The organism is Lysobacter sp. CCNWLW3 (assembly GCF_036697405.1).
GTDB lineage: Bacteria > Pseudomonadota > Gammaproteobacteria > Xanthomonadales > Xanthomonadaceae > Lysobacter.
This window is the reverse complement of the sequence record NZ_JBAHWA010000017.1, coordinates 36,927-54,316: the sequence shown is the minus strand read 5'-3', so window position 1 is coordinate 54,316 and position 17,390 is coordinate 36,927. Positions and strand designations below refer to the sequence as shown.

General features: G+C 69.2%; 16 protein-coding genes. 3 read left to right on the top strand and 13 right to left on the bottom strand.

From position 1 onward, the window contains the following. The first annotated feature begins 8 nt into the window (after positions 1–8). Both V1318_RS18575 and V1318_RS18570 read left to right on the top strand, forming a co-directional pair. Positions 9–467 (top strand): hypothetical protein, encoded by a 459-nt coding sequence (locus tag V1318_RS18575; protein ID WP_332941241.1) that lies wholly within the window; start codon positions 9–11, stop codon positions 465–467. After that, the gene (locus tag V1318_RS18570) at positions 464–886 is read left to right on the top strand and encodes a hypothetical protein (RefSeq protein ID WP_332941240.1); all 423 of its coding nucleotides are present in this window, start codon (positions 464–466) and stop codon (positions 884–886) included. Before V1318_RS18575 ends, V1318_RS18570 begins: the two co-directional genes overlap by 4 nt. A gap of 41 nt (positions 887–927) precedes the next feature. Here the strand turns inward: V1318_RS18570 and clpB are convergent, their stop codons facing one another. From clpB to rluD, 9 genes are all read right to left on the bottom strand, one after another. Beyond that, positions 928–3,513, bottom strand: a complete 2,586-nt coding sequence (clpB, locus tag V1318_RS18565) for an ATP-dependent chaperone ClpB (protein WP_332941239.1) — start codon at positions 3,511–3,513, stop codon at positions 928–930. 516 nt (positions 3,514–4,029) lie between these two features. After that, positions 4,030–4,560, bottom strand: coding sequence for a lactoylglutathione lyase (gene gloA / locus V1318_RS18560; protein ID WP_332941238.1), 531 nt, complete (start codon positions 4,558–4,560; stop codon positions 4,030–4,032). 54 nt (positions 4,561–4,614) lie between these two features. Further along, a complete protein-coding gene (locus V1318_RS18555) occupies positions 4,615–6,213 on the bottom strand; it encodes a hypothetical protein (RefSeq protein ID WP_332941237.1) in 1,599 nt (532 codons plus the stop codon). Positions 6,214–6,286: 73 nt separating this feature from the next. Continuing rightward, a complete protein-coding gene (locus V1318_RS18550; protein ID WP_332941236.1) occupies positions 6,287–6,730 on the bottom strand; it encodes a DUF3574 domain-containing protein in 444 nt (147 codons plus the stop codon). A gap of 428 nt (positions 6,731–7,158) precedes the next feature. Beyond that, positions 7,159–7,590 (bottom strand): thiol-disulfide oxidoreductase DCC family protein, encoded by a 432-nt coding sequence (locus V1318_RS18545; protein ID WP_332941258.1) that lies wholly within the window; start codon positions 7,588–7,590, stop codon positions 7,159–7,161. A gap of 19 nt (positions 7,591–7,609) precedes the next feature. Beyond that, a complete protein-coding gene (locus tag V1318_RS18540; RefSeq protein ID WP_332941235.1) occupies positions 7,610–8,143 on the bottom strand; it encodes a DUF4166 domain-containing protein in 534 nt (177 codons plus the stop codon). A 101-nt stretch (positions 8,144–8,244) separates the two neighbouring features. After that, the gene (locus V1318_RS18535; RefSeq protein WP_332941234.1) at positions 8,245–9,072 is read right to left on the bottom strand and encodes a hypothetical protein; all 828 of its coding nucleotides are present in this window, start codon (positions 9,070–9,072) and stop codon (positions 8,245–8,247) included. After that, entirely contained in the window at positions 9,069–9,938 is an 870-nt protein-coding gene (gene pgeF, locus V1318_RS18530) for a peptidoglycan editing factor PgeF (protein WP_332941233.1), read from the bottom strand. Before pgeF ends, V1318_RS18535 begins: the two co-directional genes overlap by 4 nt. 3 nt (positions 9,939–9,941) lie before the next feature. Further along, a complete protein-coding gene (gene rluD / locus V1318_RS18525) occupies positions 9,942–10,916 on the bottom strand; it encodes a 23S rRNA pseudouridine(1911/1915/1917) synthase RluD (protein ID WP_332941232.1) in 975 nt (324 codons plus the stop codon). An 80-nt stretch (positions 10,917–10,996) separates the two neighbouring features. On the opposite strand from rluD, the gene V1318_RS18520 reads away from it, so the two are divergent. Then, positions 10,997–11,884, top strand: a complete 888-nt coding sequence (locus V1318_RS18520) for an outer membrane protein assembly factor BamD (RefSeq protein WP_332941231.1) — start codon at positions 10,997–10,999, stop codon at positions 11,882–11,884. Positions 11,885–12,642: 758 nt separating this feature from the next. Here the strand turns inward: V1318_RS18520 and V1318_RS18515 are convergent. From V1318_RS18515 to V1318_RS18500, 4 genes are all read right to left on the bottom strand, one after another. Continuing rightward, on the bottom strand, positions 12,643–14,826 hold the full coding sequence (locus V1318_RS18515) for a bifunctional (p)ppGpp synthetase/guanosine-3',5'-bis(diphosphate) 3'-pyrophosphohydrolase (RefSeq protein ID WP_332941230.1): 2,184 nt from the start codon (positions 14,824–14,826) through the stop codon (positions 12,643–12,645). A 361-nt stretch (positions 14,827–15,187) separates the two neighbouring features. Continuing rightward, entirely contained in the window at positions 15,188–15,487 is a 300-nt protein-coding gene (gene rpoZ / locus V1318_RS18510; RefSeq protein WP_055900332.1) for a DNA-directed RNA polymerase subunit omega, read from the bottom strand. A 270-nt stretch (positions 15,488–15,757) separates the two neighbouring features. Then, complete coding sequence (gene gmk / locus V1318_RS18505; protein WP_332941229.1) at positions 15,758–16,378, bottom strand: guanylate kinase; 621 nt, start codon at positions 16,376–16,378, stop codon at positions 15,758–15,760. Positions 16,379–16,501: 123 nt separating this feature from the next. Then, the gene (locus V1318_RS18500) at positions 16,502–17,377 is read right to left on the bottom strand and encodes a YicC/YloC family endoribonuclease (protein ID WP_332941228.1); all 876 of its coding nucleotides are present in this window, start codon (positions 17,375–17,377) and stop codon (positions 16,502–16,504) included. Positions 17,378–17,390 lie beyond the last annotated feature (13 nt).

The following is a 17,390-nucleotide window of genomic DNA, read 5'->3' as shown; positions in this document are numbered from 1 at the left end:
GATTGCGCATGACGCGAGCGATCGCGACGGCGGTGCTGACGGCATCGCTGCTGAGCGGCTGCGCCACCGGCTATCACAGCGTCAGCAATCCCTTGCTGGGCTGGACCGGCGGCTATTGGGATCGCCCGGGGCCGGGCGAATTGATCAAGGTCGGCTTCGCCGGCAACGGCTACAGCAAGGAAGCCAAGGTCGAGGACTACTTGATGCTGCGCTGCGCGGAAGTCGCGCATGAACGCAACAAGCCGTATTTTTCCATTTACGGCAGCATCGCCGAGGCCATCATCGGCCAGCGCCACACCCGCGACCTGGTCACGCCGCTGACCGGCGGCACCTCCGGCGTCGCCTACCTGCTGCTGGAAGACGAGGCCAAGCCGGGCACCCTGGTCACGGCCGAGGTTCTGGCCAAGTACGCGCATATCCGTAAGGTCGCCAAGGCCCCGACCGACAAGCCGGCGGGTGCGCCGTGAGCCGCGCGATCGTCGCCGGCCTTGTGGCCGCCGCCTCGCTGACCGCCTGCTCCTCGCTGTCGCCCTATCCGTTTCAGCCGGGCGAACCCAGCGCGGTGGTGAATCTGAGCGACGTGCCTTCGCCCTTCTTCTGCGTCGGAGGGACCAACTACAAATTCGTGCCCGACAAACAGCAGCGCGCACGCGTCCCGGTCGGCAAGCGCATCGCGGTGAATTCCTTCGTCTATATCGGCGGCTACCAGTCGTACTGGACCTGCACGGCCGGCATGAGTTTCGTACCGGACGCCGGCCACCAGTACCTGGTCAACCTGGAAATGCGCGATCAGGCCTGCCGCCTGGAGGTCTATCGCGAAGGCGCGGACAACCGCGTAGGCCTGGACCTGGAGCCCAGCTTCGACCGGCCTTACTGCCCGCGTTGAGAGAACGGCCATGGCGGGTCTCCCCGCCATGGCCGCGAACGTCAGCCCTTGCGGAACACCAGGTGCCCGGCCTCGGCCTCGACCTGGATGACGTCGCCGCTGACGAATTCGCCGCTGAGGATCTTCTGCGCCAGCGGGTTCTCCAACTGCTGCTGGACCGCGCGCTTGAGCGGACGCGCACCGTAGACCGGGTCGAAACCGACGTTTCCGATTAGCGCCAGCGCTGCGTCCGACAGCGACAGCTTCAGGCCTCGCTCGCCCAGGCGCTTTTCCAGGCCGTGCATCTGGATCTTGGCGATCTCGCGGATCTGGCCCTTGTCGAGCGGATGGAACACGACGATGTCGTCGAGGCGGTTGATGAACTCCGGGCGGAAGTGCGCCTGCACCACGCCCATCACCGCGGCCTTCATCTGGGTATAGCTCTCGGCGCTGCCGTCGGAGGCCAGCTCCTGGATCATCTGCGAACCCAGGTTGCTGGTCATCACGATCACGGTGTTGCGGAAATCCACGGTGCGGCCCTGGCCGTCGGTGAGGCGGCCGTCGTCCAGCACCTGCAGCAGGATGTTGAACACGTCCGGGTGCGCCTTCTCGACCTCGTCGAGCAGGATCACGCTGTAGGGACGGCGCCGCACCGCCTCGGTCAGGTAACCGCCCTCTTCGTAGCCGACGTAGCCCGGAGGCGCGCCGACCAGGCGGCTGACCGCGTGCTTCTCCATGAACTCGCTCATGTCGATGCGGACCATGGCGTCGCCGGAGTCGAACAGGAACTCGGCCAGGGCCTTGCACAGCTCGGTCTTGCCGACGCCGGTCGGACCCAGGAACAGGAAGGAACCGCTGGGCCGGTCGGGATCGGACAGGCCCGCGCGCGAACGGCGCACGGCGTCGGAGACCACGCGGATCGCCTCGTCCTGGCCGACCACGCGCTGGTGCAGCGCCTGTTCCATCTTGAGCAGCTTCTCGCGCTCGCCTTCCAGCATCTTCGACACCGGAATGCCGGTCCAGCGCGCGACCACCTCGGCGATCTCCTCAGCGGTGACCTTGTCCTGCAACAGCTTGAAGCCCTGGGTCTCGGCTTCCTGCGCGGCCTTGAGCTGCTTCTCCAACTCCGGCAGCGTGCCGTACTGGATCTCGCTCATGCGCGCGTAGTCCTGGGTGCGCTGCGCGGCTTCCAGTTCCAGCTTGGCCTGCTCGATCTGCTCCTTGATCTTGGTCGCGCCCTGCAGGGTCGCCTTCTCGGCCTTCCAGACTTCCTCGAGGTCGTTGAACTCGCGCTCCAGGGTGGCGATCTCGGCTTCGAGATCGGCCAGGCGCTGCTTGGATTCGGCGTCCTTCTCCTTCTTCAGCGCCTCGCGCTGGATCTTGAGCTGGATCAAGCGGCGTTCCTTGCGGTCGAGCTCCTCGGGCTTGGAATCGATCTCCATGCGGATGCGCGAGGCGGCCTCGTCCATCAGGTCGATGGCCTTGTCGGGCAGCTGGCGGTCGGCGATGTAGCGATGCGACAGGGTCGCGGCGGCGACGATCGCCGGGTCGGTGATCTCCACGCCGTGGTGGACCGCATAGCGCTCCTTGAGGCCGCGCAGGATCGCGATGGTGTCCTCGACCGAGGGCTCGCCGACGAACACTTTCTGGAAGCGGCGCTCCAGCGCGGCGTCCTTCTCGACGTACTTGCGGTACTCGTCCAGGGTGGTCGCGCCGATGCAGTGCAGCTCGCCGCGCGCGAGCGCGGGCTTGAGCATGTTGCCCGCATCCATCGAGCCTTCGGCCTTGCCGGCGCCGACCATGGTATGGAGTTCGTCGATGAACAGGATCACCTGGCCTTCGTTCTTGGCCAGGTCGTTGAGCACGGCCTTCAGGCGCTCCTCGAATTCGCCGCGGAACTTGGCGCCGGCGATCAGGGCGCCCATGTCCAGCGACAGCACGCGCTTGCCGCGCAGGCCTTCGGGCACTTCGTTGTTGATGATGCGCTGGGCCAGGCCCTCGACGATCGCGGTCTTGCCCACGCCGGGCTCGCCGATCAGCACCGGATTGTTCTTGGTCCGGCGCTGCAGCACCTGGATGGTGCGGCGGATCTCCTCGTCGCGGCCGACCACCGGATCGAGCTTGCCGGATTCGGCGCGCGCGGTCAGGTCGATGCAGTACTTCTCCAGCGCCTGGCGCTGTTCTTCGGCGTTCTCGGATTGCACGCTCTCGCCCCCACGCAGTTTGTCGATCGCCGGCTCCAGCTTGGCCTTGTTCGCGCCCGCGGACTTGAGCGCGCGACCGACTTCGCCGCCGTCGTCGAGCGCGGCCAGCAGGAACAGTTCGCTGGCGATGAAGGCATCGCCGCGCTGCTGGGCCAGTTTGTCGGTGACGTTGAGCAGGCGCGCCAGATCGTTGCCGACCGACACGTTGCCGGCCTGGCCGCTGACCTTGGGCAGCTTTTCCAGCGCTTCGCCGAGGCGCTCGCGCAACAGCGGCACGTTGATGCCGGCTTGCGCCAGCAGAGGCTTGGTGCTGCCGCCGCTTTGATCCAGCAGCGCGCTGAGCAGGTGCGCGGGTTCGATCACGCTGTGATCGCGCCCGACCGCCAGCGATTGCGCGTCGGCCAGCGCCTGCTGGAAACGCGAAGTGAGCTTGTCCATCCGCATGGAGGGTTCTCCGAAAGGTGTGGCGGCCCGGTGCGAGTGTCGCGCTAGCGCCGCGAATGACCTGTTAATGCGGGCTGGGACGGGTGTTTCAAGACTCGGCGAGACGGTGGCGGCCGCGGCTTCAGCCGCCGGAAGGCTAGGCGCGCCAGTGGACGCCAACCGATGCCCCCTTTGGAAAGGGGGCGAGCGCCCGGCGGCGTTCCGGTGCAGGGGTGGGCCGGCGCGCGGGGGATTTGCTGTTGCCGTTGCGGCGGCGAGGCAAAGCAAGTCCCCCTAGCCCCCTTTTTCAAAGGGGGAACAGCATCGGAATCATCCGGTTGGGCAAGTCGGGCGCCAACCATTGCCCCCTTTGAAAAAGGGGCGAGCGCCGGACGGCTTTCCGGTGCCGGGGGGCTGGCGCGCGGGGGATTTGCCGGTGCCGTTGCGACGAAGAAGCGAAAGCAAATCCCCTAGCCCCTTTGTCAAAGGGGAACTGGGCGCATTGGAATCAGAAAGGGGGAACGGTCGAGGATGGAATCAAACCCGGCTGGTCGGCTGCAGGATCTCGACCCAATAGCCATCGGGGTCCTTGATGAAGGCGATGTCCTTCATGCGGCCGTCGCTGAGGCGCTTCTGGAACTCGACGCCGAGCCGCTCGAAGCGCGCGCAGGCGGCCTCGACGTCCGGCACCGACACGCAGATGTGGCCGAAGCCGCGCGGCTCGCTGTTGCCGTGGTGGTAGGCGAAACCGGCTTCGTCTTCGGTGCCGTGGTTGTGGGTGAGTTCGAGCACGCCGCGCTGGCTCAGCAGCCATTGCCCGCGCGCGGGCTCCTCGGCCGGAATCTGCGCCGGGTCCGGCACCAGCACCAGGAAATACAGGCTGAACCTGGCCTCGGCGAAATCGCGCTTGCGCACCAGGGTGAAGCCGAGCACGCGGGTGTAGAAATCCAGCGCCTTGGCCGGGTCCTTGACCCGCAGCATGGTGTGGTTGAAGACGAAGTCGCGGGTGTCGGCCTCGGGCCGGGCGGTCACGCCGGGCACGGCGTCGAGTTCGGTCTGCAGGGACATGGCGGGGCCGGTTCGAAAGGGGAACGGTGGATATGAGGACGCGCGGCGGCGGGCTCAAGCCGCCGCGTCGTCCCGGCGCGGTTGGCGCTGCAGGGACAGCAGCGCCATCAGGGCCGCCAAGGCCAGGTAGGCGCCGATGAACTGCCAGGCGATGGTGCGCGGCAGGCCTTCCAGCGCCCACGGCAAATAGATGCCGCCGCGCGGATCGACCGAATGGATGATGCCGAACAGCGCCAGCGCCGCGCCCGCAAGCAGGAAGGCCGAGGCGCGCAGCAAGCGTCCGTCGACCATGGCCGCCACCGCCGAGGTCCAGATCATCGAGGTCATGATGAAACCGTTGCCCAGGGTCACGATCACCGCCAGTTCCGGCAGGCCGTGCCCGTCCAGCGCGCTCATCAGCTGGGCGTGGTGCTCGGGCGCGATCCAACCCGGGTTGCCGGTCTTGATCGCCAGCATGTAGGCCACCGACGGCAGGAAGCCGAACACCATCGCGGTGGCATGCTTGCTCGGCGTGGCCTGGAAGGCCTGGGTGGTGATGTCCAGCGCGACGTAGACGATGATCGGCGCCAGCACCGCCAGCGGCAGCCACTGCACCAGGCCGGAGACGATGCCGAGCATGCCGCCCAGGCCCACGAACAGGCCGGTCAGCAGGGTGTAGCCGCTGCGCGCGCCCATGTGCTTGTAGGCGGGCTGGCCGATGTAGGGCGTGGTCTGGGCGACGCCGCCGCAGAAGCCCGCGACCAGGGTCGAGAAGGCCTCGGCGAGCAGGATGTCGCGGGTGCGATAGTCGTCGCCGGCCGCGCGCGCGCTTTCGCTGACGTTGATGCCGCCGACCACCATCAGCAGGCCGAACGGCAGCAGCAGCGGCAGGTAGGGCACGGTCGCGGGCAGGCCCTCGATGAAGCCCAGGCTGGGCCACGGCAGCACCAGGGTCGGCGGCACCGCTTCCGGCCAATGGAAGCCCGGCGCGCCCAGGCCGAGCGCGCCCAGGCCGTAATAGAGGACGGTGCCGAACACGAAGGCCACGAACACGCCCGGCAACTTCACCGGCAGGCGGCCCTTGGCGATCAGCACGTACAGCAGCAGGCCGAGGGTGACGAAGCCCACCAGCGGCGAGCGCAGGGTTTCGACCAGCGGCAGGAAGCCCATCAGCACCAGGGCCACGCCGGCGATCGAGCCGAGCAGGCCGGCGCGCGGGATCAGGCGGGTGACCGCATCGCCGGCGAAGGACAGCACCAACTTGAGCAGGCCCATCACGATCAGCGAGGCCATGCCCAACTGCCAGGTCGCGATCGCGGCGGCCTGCGGGTCCAGGCCGGACTGCTTGTAGGCGACGAACGCCGGGCCCAGCACCAGCAGGGCCATGCCGATGCTGGTCGGCGCGTCCAGGCCCAGCGGCATCGCGGTCACGTCGTCGCGACCGGTCTTGGCGGCCAGACGCCGCGCCATCGCGGTGTAGATCAGATTGCCGACCAGCACGCCGAAGGCGGTGCCCGGAAACATGCGCGTGTACACGACCTCGGCCGGGAAGCCGAAAATGCCGATCAGGGCCGCGGCGATGAAGCCCAGGATGGACAGGTTGTCCACGACTAGGCCGAAGAAGCCGTTGAAGTCGCCGGCGACGAACCAGCGGCGTGGAGAGGAAGCGGTCATCGGCGGATCCTGGCGAACGCGGGGACGAGCTGGGATTGTGCGGGCTGGACGGGCCGCGCGAACAGCGCCGGCGCTAGAACGAAACGTCCGCCCGCTGGCGCGACCACAGCACCGACTGATGCCCGCTCATGCGCTTCCAGGCGGCGCGGATCGCCTCGATGTCGGCGCTGCGCGTGGGGCTGTCCTCGTGCAGCACCACCAGCACCTTGGCGCGCTGGCGCTCGGGCGCGGCGGCGCCGCGGAACAGCCACTGGCCGTAGCCCTCGAACACGGTCAGGCCGTCGGGGAAGCGCGGCGTCACTTCGCGGTCGAGGAAGGCGCGCCATTGCGCTTCGTCGATCGTGGTCTGGGCCCGGCCCTCGGTGCCGACGCTGAAATAGAGCTCGCTGCGGATCCAGGCCTGCGCGGCCGCCGGCCGCGCGGCGTCGCCGCGCAGGGCGGGATCGACCGCGCCCGGCGCGATGCTGGCGCAGGCGGCCAGGGCCAGGCACAGCGACAGCGCAAGGCCACGAGGCATGGACGGACTCCGGGGCGGACGAGACATGGTTGCCGCGCGGGCGCGGCGACGCAAGCGTGGCGGGAGTTTCGGCGAGCCGGGCTTCCGCCGTTCTCGCCCCGCACACCACGAGCGGCGCCTTCGCCCGAGCCGTTCGTGGTGAGCCGGTCGAACCATGGGCGGCGTCGGGCCTGCGCCGGCGCAAAAGCAGATCCCCCTCAATCCCCCTTTTCCAAAAGGGGAGGACAAGCCGGGGCGGTCGCGGAATCCAGAAGCCGTTCGTGGTGAGTCTGTCGAATCAGGGACGGCGGGCCTGCGCCGCTGCAAAGCAAATCTCCTCAATCCCCCTATTCCAAAGGGGGAGGCAAAAAGCGCTGCGCAGAACGATCGGCCGTGGGCCGCGATTCGCGGCCATGGAGGCGGGCCCGCACTACGCGCCCGTGCGTCGCTCAATCCAGAAAGCGCGAGCGCTGTTCCGGGGTCGGCAGCAGGCAGTGTTCGTAGCGGCCGAACAGGCGGTAGCGATTGCGCGCGATCAGGCGATACAGCGGGTCGCGCAGGCCGCGCGGCAGCCAACGGGCGATCGCCGCCAGCCGCCAGATGCCGCCCAGGCCGACCAGCACGCGCACGATCGCGTCGGTGTCGGTCCAGGCGCGGCCGTCCTCGATCAGCAGGAACGACATCGGATCGTCGGGGTCCAATCCGTGCGCGGACAGCAGGGCACGGCCGCGTTCGCCCTGCATCGCCGCGAACCGGTAACGCTGGCGGCGGTCGTGGCGCAGCAGGAAGCGCACCCAGCCGTTGCAGAGCGCGCACACGCCGTCGAACACGATCGTCGCCTCGTGGCGCTCGCCGGCCGCGGGCTCGCGCTGCGTCTGCATGGTCGCGCGCTTGTCGGCCTCAATCGACATCGAGCCAGCCCCGGTAATGCACCAGCAGGCCCGCGAGCGGCAGCGCCGCGCGCACGTCGAAGCGGTAACGTCCCTCGCGCTCGGACTCGACCGCGCCGACGCCGTCGAACCAACGCACCGGCAGGGGCAGGCCCAGTGCGCTGACGCGTGCGACACGCCAACGGATCGTGGCGTCCTCCACGTCCAGGGCGAAGCCGAAACGCACCAGGCCCAGGCGCTCGCACAGCAGACCGTCCTGCGCCCACAGCCGCGAGGGCATGTCGTGGCCGGCGAAGCGGCGCAGCCAGCGTTCGGACTGCGGATCGGCGGTGATCTCGACTTCGATCGCCTCGCACGTCGCCGGCGGCAGGCGCGTCGCCCAGGCGCACAGGCGCGACAGCCAGCCGCTACCGCGTACGGAGTCGACCTGGCCGCGATAGCGATGCAGGCCGGCGCGTTCGTGCAGCGCGCGCACGCTCGGCGGCAGCCGCTCGTAGCGCGCGCCCAGCAATTGCCGGTACAGGGAGGGCGCCGCGACGCTCATCGGCGCCGCCCCCGCATCGACGCTCTGCCGGGCGATGCCGCCACGCACGCGCGCAGCCGCGGCGGGCCAGCGAAAGCGGCGGACCGCAGCGGAGGCATGCCTCAGTCCAGTCCGCGCAGCGGCGCCGGCACCACGTACTCGCGACCGTCGTAGCGCAGGCGTTCGCGGCTCTTGACGACAGGCGTCTCGGAGCTGGAACACTCCTCGTCCTGCGGCTCATTGCGGCTGGTGCTGGCGCTGCTGGCCACGAGCAGCCCGGCGTAGCCATGGTCGCGCTTGGCGTCGATCGCGACGGTGCGCTGCACGCTCTCGAACTCGCCCACGCACTGGGTATCCCATTCGCCGCGATCCAGCGCCACCTCGAGATTGCGCAACACCGGGCGCAGGGTCGCGCCGTCGGGCACGTACAGGCTCAAGGAGGTGCTGCTGTAGGGATTGGCGCGCGAAGAGCCGCTGTAGTTCACCCGCAGGCCGAAGGCGGTGGTGCGGTCGTCGAGGCGGTAGCGCGCGGTGTCCAGGCTCAGGCCGCTGACCCGGATCGCGTCGGAGTCCAGCGCGTTGGCCTGGTGGTAGCGCTGCAGGATTCGCGTCTGCGTGGAATCGGCGATCAGCAGGTCCAGGTCGGCCAGGTCCTCGTCGCCGCCGTCGGCGGCTTCGTGGCGCAGCTTGACCGCCAGCAGGGTCCGGTCCGGCGCGGCCGGCCAGACCTTGCAGACCACGTCTTCCAGGTTGATCCAGCGCATAGCCGGGCCCGGCAAACGCAGGAACTCGCCGTTGTCCCCGGTCTCGCCGGCGGCGCCGGGATAGGCGGCCAGGAGCAGGGCGTACACGCGCGACTGGCAATCGGCCGCGGCCGCCGGCGCGGCCAGCGGCGACGCCGCGAGCAGGGCCACGAAGGACAGCAGACACCACCGGCTAGGAACGCTCATCGACTCATCCATATCAGGCTCGCCATGCGCCCGCCGCGCTGATCGCGGCGGTGCGAATAGAAGCGTTGCGGTTCGGAAATCGTGCACAGCCCGCCGCCGTGGACCCGCCCGGGATCCAGCCCGGCCGCGGTCAGGCGGCGGCGCGCCAGCGCGTACAGGTCGACGCGCCAATGCTGCGGGCGGGTCGCGACGAAGGCGTGGGAGGCGGCGCGGTCCTGATGGACGAACGCGTCGTAAACCTCGGCGCCCACTTCGTAGCGCTGCGGACCGGCGGCCGGCCCCAGCCAGGCGATCAGGCGTTGCGGCGGCGTGCGCATGGCCGCGACCGTGGCTTCGAGCACGCCCGCGGCCAGGCCGCGCCAGCCTGCGTGGGCGGCGCCGACCTCGCTGCCGTCGTCGGCCGCGAACAGCACCGGCAGGCAGTCGGCGGTGAGGATGGCGAGCACGGTGCGGGGGGTGGAGGTGACGGAGGCGTCGGCCTCGGGTTCCGGGGGGCCCTCACCCCGGCCCTCTCCCGCGGGCGGGAGAGGGGGCGCTGACGTCGCGGTGGGCCGAGCGTCGGTGGCCGGCGGCAGCGTCGCCGCTTCGCTTTGAACATCCTGCAACTGAAGCGGACCGTCGAAACGCACGACGCCGACCCCGTGCACCTGCCGCAGCCAGCGCGGCGCCGACGGCAGGCCGGCGCGTTCGATCAGCGCCGCGCGATTGCGCAGCACCGCCTCGGCCTCGTCGCCCGCGCGCAAACCCAGGTTGAAGCGGTCGAACGGCGGCGCCGACACCCCGGGGCCGGTGCGCAGCGTGGTGAAGCCGCGCACGTTCGCCGGCGCGGGCCAGTCGGCGGGCAACCAGGCGTCGCGATCGGACATGGCTCAGCGCGCCTTTTCGGCCGCCGCGACGGTGTCGTCGTGCAGGGTCTTGATCAGCGCGCGCATGTCGGCCGGCATCGGCGCGCTGCATCGCACCGGCTCGCCGCTGACCGGATGGACGAACTCCAGGGTCTCGGCATGCAGGGCCTGGCGGCGGAAACCGCGCAGGGCATCGACCAGTTCGGCGGTGGCGCCGCGCGGCAGCTTGAGCGGACCGCCGTACAACGGATCGCCGACGATCGGGTGCTTGAGGTGGGCCATGTGCACGCGGATCTGATGGGTGCGCCCGGTCTCGAGCCGGCATTCCAGCAGGGTGTGGGCGCGGAAGCGTTCGCGCAGGCGGTAGTGGGTGACCGCGTCGCGGCCGTCCTCGCGCACCGCCATGCGGATGCGATCGCGCGGATGGCGGTCGATCGGCGCGTTGGCGGTGCCGCCGGACACCAGCGCGCCCACCACCACGGCCAGGTATTGGCGATGCACCTCGCGCGAGGACAGCTGCTCGACCAGGGCGGTGTGCGCCGGCAGGGTGCGCGCCACCACCATCACGCCCGAAGTGTCCTTGTCGAGGCGGTGGACGATGCCCGCGCGCGGCAGCGCGGCCAGGCCCGGGTCGCGGTGCAGCAAGGCGTTGACCAGGGTGCCGGCCGGATTGCCGGCGCCCGGGTGCACGACCAGGCCGGCCGGCTTGTCGATCACGATCACGTGCTCGTCTTCGTAGAGCACGTCCAGCGCGATGTCTTCGGGCTCGGAATGGGTCTGGACGTCGAGCACGGCGCTCAGGGTGACGGTCTCGCCGCCGCGCACCGGATCGCGCGGGCGGACTTCGCGGCCGTCGAGGCGGGCGTCGCCGGACTTGATCCAGGCGGCCAGCCGGGAACGCGAATAGTCCGGGAACAGCTCGGCCAGGACCGCGTCGAATCGGCGCCCGGCGGCGCTGTCGGGCACGGTGGCCTGGAGGGGGGTTACGGACTCGTTCATCGGATGGGCAGGATTCAGGGGCTGGGCGCGGGGACTGCTATTATCGGCGCTTCGTGCCTCCGGCGCCCGCGAACCTTGCCATGACCCTTCGTTTCGCCCGTTCACACCGCCTCGTCCGACTGCTGTCCCTGCTGCTGATCGTGGTACTCGCCGGGTCCGGTTGCGGCCGCCTGGGCAAGATGTTCAAGGACAAGGACGCGGACGAGGGCCAGCCGGTGGAGGCGCTGTACGACAAAGCCCACACCTCGATGACCAACGGCAACTGGGCCGCCGCCGAGAGCACCTTCAAGCGCCTGGTCGCGCAGTATCCCTACGGCCCCTACACCGAGCAGGCCCTGGTCGAAACCGCCTACGCCCAGTTCAAGTCCGGCAAGCACGACGACGCGATCAGCAGCATCGACCGCTTCATCCGTACCTACCCGACCCACCGCTACGCCTCCTACATGTACTACCTGCGCGGGCTGGTGAACTCCAGCCGCGACACGGTGTTCCTGCAGCGCGTGTGGCGCCTGGACTCCAGCCGCCGCGACCTGGCCACGCCGATGCAGGCCTACAACGACTTCGCGATCGTCGCCGACCGCTATCCGAACAGCCGCTACGCCGCCGACGCGCGCCTGCGCATGATGGCGCTGCGCGACACCTTCTCGCGCCACGAGCTCGACGTCGCTCTGTACTACCTGCGCCGCACCGCCTATGTGGCCGCGGCCGAGCGCGCCAAGTACCTGCTCGAGACCTACCCGCAGAGCAAGTACCAGAACGACGCCGTCGCCACCCTGGCGGTCGCCTACACCGGCCTGGGCAACGACACCCTGGCCGCCGACGCCAAGCGCGTGCTGCAGCAGAACGATCCCAACCACCCCTACCTGACGGGTGGGGAATGGCCGGACTACCCGGCCAACTGGCGCAAGCTCAACCCGTTCGCGGGCGAGAAGTCGGCGCTGGACAACCAGGACCGCAACGCCGACTAAGCCCGCCGGCCTGGAGCGCGATGCGCCAGACGCCGCCTTCGGGCGGCGTCTGCGTTTGGGGGTGTGGTGCGCGGGTTCGGAACCGTGGCGCCGACGGTTTTGGCGGCATGGCGCTGAAGTCACTGGATCCCCGCCTTCGCGGGGATGACAGCAAAGCCGTTGCCGTTGCCGTTGCCGTTGCCGCGGCATTGGAATCCATAGCGCCGTACTCGCCCAGCCCCATCTCAGACCCGGAGGGCGGCGCGCAGGACGCGCGCCGTTTTTCGATAGGACAGGGATGTCCTATCGAAAAATCCCGGCGCCCACTCCGCTCTCGCAGGGGAGGTTTGGCGAGACACTGCCCTTCTCTTTGGTTACTTTTTCTTGGGCAAGCAAGAGAAAGTAACTCGCACGCGCAGCGGGCGAAAGCCGTTGACCTTGCTATCAACCATTCGCGGCAACACCCGCGAAACGCTGAAGTCACTGGATCCCCGCCTTCGCGGGGATGACGAGCAAGAGCAAGCGACCCGCATGTGCAGCGGGCGGAAGCCGGTGACTTGGCTAACCACCATTCGCAGCAAAGCGCGACGAAGCGCTGAAGTCACTGGATCCCCGCCTTCGCGGGGATGACGAATCGAGGATGCCCTGCGCGTTGGCTTGTCTTCCGCGCTTCGGAGCGCGACGAATTGCGCCGCACTGCGCATCGTTCTGTCGTCTACGCGCGGCCCGTAGGATGCGGTGAGCCGTAGGCGAACCGCAGCGGCGCGCGCGTCGGCGCGTTACATGCGCTGCACACCCAGCACCACGTTGAGCCGGCGCACCTTGCGCATCACGTCGGCCAGGTGGCGGCGGTCGGCGACCTCGATCGAGAAGCGCATGATCGCGATGTTGGAATCGCGCTCCAGGTACTCGACGCGGTCGATGTTGGACTCGGCCTCGGCGATCGCCGCGGCGACCTGGGCCAGCGCGCCGGGGCGGTTGTCGACCTCGATGCGCAGGGCGGCGCCGAAATCGCCGCTGACCTGGCGGTCCCAGCCGATCGACACCCAGCGGTCGGGCGACTTGCGGTAGTCGGCGACGTTGGGGCAGTCCAGCCGGTGCACCACGATGCCCTTGCCGGCGGTGTGGTAGCCCATGATCTCGTCGCCGGGCAGCGGCAGGCAGCAGTTGGCGAAACTGATCACGCCGCGCTCGGCGCCGGTGATCAGGATCTTGTCCTCGGTCATGCGCGGGCGGTCGATCGGGCGCCCGCGCGGCTTGCCCGGAGTCTCGCGGGCCAGCGCCAGCGCGACCTGGTTGGGCATGCGGTTGCCCAGCGCGATGTCGGCCAGCAGGGCCTCCAGGCGCGGGTAGCGGCTTTCGGCCAGATAGCTCTCCAGACGCAGCGCCGGTACCCGGTCCAGCGAGGTCTCCAGCGCTTCCAGCGCGCGGTCGAGCATGCGATGGCCGAGTTGGACCGCGTCCTCGTGTTCGAGCTGCTTGAGCTGCTGGCGGATCGAGGTGCGCGCTTTGCCCGAGACCACGAACTCCAGCCACTGCGGCTTGGGCGTGGAGGACTTGGCGGTGATGATCTCCACGCGCTGGCCGCTGGCCAGCTTGGTGCGCAAGGGCACCAGCTTGCCGTCGACGCGCGCGGCGACCGCGCGGTTGCCGACGTCGGTGTGCACCGCGTAGGCGAAATCCAGGGCGGTGGAATTGCGCGGCAGCGACAGGATGTCGCCCTTGGGCGTGAACAGGTAGACCTCGTCCGGGAACAGGTCGACCTTGACGTTCTCCAGGAACTCCAGCGAGGAACCGGTCGAACGCTGCGACTCCACCAGGCTGGCGATCCAGCTGTGGGCGCGGGTCTGGGCGCTGTTGGGGCCTTCCCCGCCGTGCTTGTACGACCAATGCGCGGCGATGCCGCGCTCGGCGATCAGGTCCATTTCCTCGGTGCGGATCTGCACTTCCACCGGCGAGCCGTAGGGGCCGAACAGCACCGTGTGCAGCGATTGGTAGCCGTTGGCCTTGGGGATGGCGATGAAGTCGCGGAAGCGCGCGTCCAGCGGTTTGTAGGCCGAATGCACCACGCCCAGCGCGTGGTAGCAGTCCGGCACGTTCTTGACCACGACCCGGAAGCCGAACACGTCCATGACCTGGGTGAAGCTCTTATGCTCGTGGTGCATCTTGGTGTAGATGCTCCACGGCGATTTGACCCGGCTGATCAGGCGATGCGGCAGCTTCTCCTTGGCCAGCCGCTGGGCCAGGTGCGCCTCGATCTGCACCAACGATTCGCGCCGCACCACCGGCTGGGTGCGGATGCGCTTCTCGATCACCGCGTGGCGCCAGGGATGCAGGGCGCGGAAACCCAGGTCCTGCAGTTCGGCCTTGATCAGGTTCATGCCCAGGCGCTGCGCGATCGGGGCGTAGATCTCCAGGGTTTCCAGGGCGATGCGCTCGCGCGCCTCGGCGCTCTGCGCGCCCAGGGTGCGCATGTTGTGCAGGCGGTCGGCGAGCTTGATCAGGATCACGCGCAAGTCGCGCGCCATCGCCAGCAGCATCTTGCGGAAACTCTCGGCGGCCGCTTCCTGGCGGTCGCGGAACTGCAGCTTGTCCAGCTTGGTGACGCCGTCGACCAGTTCGGCCACGGTCTCGCCGAACTCGGTCGCCAGGCCCTCGCGGGTCAGCGGCGTGTCCTCGATGGTGTCGTGCAGGATCGCCGCGATCAGGGTCTCGACGTCCAGGCCCTGGTCGGCCAGCACCTTGGCCACCGCGACCGGATGGGTGATGTAGGGCTCGCCGGATTTGCGGGTCTGGCCCGCGTGCGCGGCGGCGCCGATCGCCCAGGCGCGGCGCAGCAGCTGGCGTTGCGCTTCGGGCAGGTAGTGCGCCGATTGCTCGAACTCGCGCACATAGTCCGGCAGGTCCGCGTCGTCGTGGGCGGGGACCGGATAGGACTGCAGCGCGGGCTCGGCGGGGGTCATAAGAGCAATCTACGCGGGCGGCGGCGCGGCTGGCAACGCGCTCGCGCGCGAATCCGCCGCCGGAAACATGAATATGGTGGCGATTATCGGAATCCGTATCCGCAAGACCGATATTCCGAGGCCAGGGGGAGCCCGTTCACGGCGGCCGTGAGGGCACTCCGGGATTCCTGTGGGAGCGGCGTAAGCCGCGATAGCGAGGCCTCGGCTCGGGCTTCGATCGCGGCTTATGCCGCTCCCGCACGAAGCCGGGATCGGCGCCCCGTACCGATGAGCCGCCGCAGCGACGCGCCCCATACGAAAACGGCCCCGCCGAGGCGGGGCCGTAGGTCTCGCGGGCGCGGCCCTGGGGCCGCGGCCGGAATCAGTCGTCGCCCTTGGACAGGTCGTCGTCGGCGACCACTTCGGCGGCGGCCCATTCCAGCGCCTCGCGCTCCTTGCGCTCGCGCTCGGACTTCTCGACCGCGTCGATGTATTCGGGGTTGATCTGGCGCGCGGCGATTTCGCGCAGCGCCAACACGGTCGGCTTGTCGTTGGCTTCGCTGTTGTCCAGCTGCGGCTCGACGCCGTTGGCCAGCTGACGGGCGCGCTTGGCGGCCAGCATGACGAGTTCGAAGCGGTTATCGACCACTTCCAGGCAATCTTCGACGGTAATGCGGGCCATGGGGCTCCTGGCGGCCGGTGCGGCCGTCTTTACAGCGGATGGGGACCGGGAAGTTTAGCCCCGCCAGCGGCGCAGAGCAAGATTCGGGGCCTTTCTGCATTATGAATCAAACACTTAACCACGCCATATCGGTGCAGCGACTGTAGGAGCGGCGCAAGCCGCGACCGCCCCAGTGGGCAAAGGCGTCGCTATGGCCAGGTTTATGGCCGCCGGGTCGCGGCTCACGCCGCTCCTGCCCAAGGCGGGAAGGCCGGCCGAACCCCGCCGCGCTCAGCCCTCGTCGGCCAGCAAGGCCGTGATCAGGCGCGAATGGCGCGCGACCTGCGGCTCGCGCCGCAGCCGGCTGGCGACGAAGATCGCGCACATCTCGTCGACGGCGGTGTCGAAGTGCTCGTTGACGATCACGTAGTCGAACTCGCCGTAATGCGACATCTCCTCGCGCGCGGCCGCGAGCCGCTGCAGGATCACTTCCTCGCTGTCCTGGCCGCGGGTGCGCATGCGCGATTCCAGCGCTTGCCGCGACGGCGGTAGGATGAACACGCTGACCGCACCGGGCACCTTGGCCCGGACCTGGCGCGCGCCCTGCCAGTCGATTTCCAGCAGCACGTCGCGGCCGCCGGACAGCTGCGGCTCCACCGATTGGCGGGCGGTGCCCTTCCAGTCGCCGTGCACGCGCGCGTGCTCGAAGAAATCGCCGGCCTCGACCATGCCCTCGAATTCGGCGGCGCTGACGAAGTGGTAATGCTCGGCGTGGCGCTCGCCCGGCCGCGGCTGGCGCGAGGTGAACGAGATCGACAGGCTGATGTTCGGGTCGCGCGCCAGCACCGCGTTGACGATGCTGGATTTTCCGGCACCGGACGGGGCTGCGACGATGTAGAGGGTTCCACGCATTAGGCTGGGATTCGTGATTGGGGATTCGGGATTAGCAACGGCGAACCAGCAGCGGGATCAGAGCGCTCGGCCGATTCGCGACGGCTTTCGCCAATCTCGAATCCCCAATCCCGAATCCCGGCCTTACTCGATATTCTGGATCTGCTCGCGGACCTGGTCGATCAGCACCTTCAGCTCCACCGCCGCCGCCGAACTGCGCGCGTCGACCGATTTGGAGCCCAGGGTGTTGGCCTCGCGGTTGAATTCCTGCAGCAGGAAGTCGAGCCGGCGGCCGACCGCCTCGCGCAGCTTGAGCACGCGGCGGGCTTCGGCGACGTGCGAGTCGAGCCGGTCCAGTTCCTCGTCCACGTCCAGCTTCTGCAGCCACAGCACCAGTTCCTGCTCGACCCGGCCCTGGTCGAAACCGCCGACGCCGCTGTTCTGGGCCAGATCGGCCAGGCGCGTTTCCAGCTTGGTGCGCTGGCCGCTGCGGATGCCCGGCATCATGCCGCGCACCTCGCCGGCGATCGCGGCGATGCCGTCCACGCGCTCGGCGATCACCGCCGCCAGCTTGGCGCCCTCGCGCTCGCGCGCGGCCAGGAATTCGTCCAGCACCCCGTCCAACAGCTCCAGCGCCGCGACCTGCAGCGCCGCCGGGTCGGTGGCCGGGGTCTGCAGCACGCCCGGGAACTGCAACAGGTCGGTGAGTTCGGTGCGCAGGCCCGGGAAGCGCGCCTGCAGGTCGATCGCCAGTTCGCCCAGCTCGCGCAGGCGGCTGGGATTGAGCTGCAGCGCCGCCGCGCCCTCGGGCGCGCGCAGGCGCAGCGCGAAATCCAGCTTGCCGCGGCTCACCCGGCTGGCGATGCGTTCGCGCAGCGCCGGCTCCAGCGCGCGCAACTCGTCGGGCAGGCGCAGGCCCAGCTCGAGGAAGCGGTGGTTGACCGAGCGCAGCTCGCAGCCGAGCGTGCCCCATTCGGTGACGCGTTCGCCGCTGGCGAAGGCGGTCATGCTGCGGATCATGCGGTGGTCCAAG

Coding starts and splice junctions, on each gene's coding strand:
- V1318_RS18575 (WP_332941241.1), top strand. CDS start 9: ATGACGCGAGCGATCGCGACGGCGGTGCTGACGGCATCGCTGCTGAGC.
- clpB (WP_332941239.1), bottom strand. CDS start 3,513: ATGCGGATGGACAAGCTCACTTCGCGTTTCCAGCAGGCGCTGGCCGAC.
- gloA (WP_332941238.1), bottom strand. CDS start 4,560: ATGTCCCTGCAGACCGAACTCGACGCCGTGCCCGGCGTGACCGCCCGG.
- V1318_RS18555 (WP_332941237.1), bottom strand. CDS start 6,213: ATGACCGCTTCCTCTCCACGCCGCTGGTTCGTCGCCGGCGACTTCAAC.
- V1318_RS18550 (WP_332941236.1), bottom strand. CDS start 6,730: ATGCCTCGTGGCCTTGCGCTGTCGCTGTGCCTGGCCCTGGCCGCCTGC.
- V1318_RS18545 (WP_332941258.1), bottom strand. CDS start 7,590: ATGCAGACGCAGCGCGAGCCCGCGGCCGGCGAGCGCCACGAGGCGACG.
- V1318_RS18540 (WP_332941235.1), bottom strand. CDS start 8,143: ATGAGCGTCGCGGCGCCCTCCCTGTACCGGCAATTGCTGGGCGCGCGC.
- V1318_RS18535 (WP_332941234.1), bottom strand. CDS start 9,072: ATGAGCGTTCCTAGCCGGTGGTGTCTGCTGTCCTTCGTGGCCCTGCTC.
- pgeF (WP_332941233.1), bottom strand. CDS start 9,938: ATGTCCGATCGCGACGCCTGGTTGCCCGCCGACTGGCCCGCGCCGGCG.
- rluD (WP_332941232.1), bottom strand. CDS start 10,916: ATGAACGAGTCCGTAACCCCCCTCCAGGCCACCGTGCCCGACAGCGCC.
- V1318_RS18520 (WP_332941231.1), top strand. CDS start 10,997: ATGACCCTTCGTTTCGCCCGTTCACACCGCCTCGTCCGACTGCTGTCC.
- V1318_RS18515 (WP_332941230.1), bottom strand. CDS start 14,826: ATGACCCCCGCCGAGCCCGCGCTGCAGTCCTATCCGGTCCCCGCCCAC.
- rpoZ (WP_055900332.1), bottom strand. CDS start 15,487: ATGGCCCGCATTACCGTCGAAGATTGCCTGGAAGTGGTCGATAACCGC.
- gmk (WP_332941229.1), bottom strand. CDS start 16,378: ATGCGTGGAACCCTCTACATCGTCGCAGCCCCGTCCGGTGCCGGAAAA.
- V1318_RS18500 (WP_332941228.1), bottom strand. CDS start 17,377: ATGATCCGCAGCATGACCGCCTTCGCCAGCGGCGAACGCGTCACCGAA.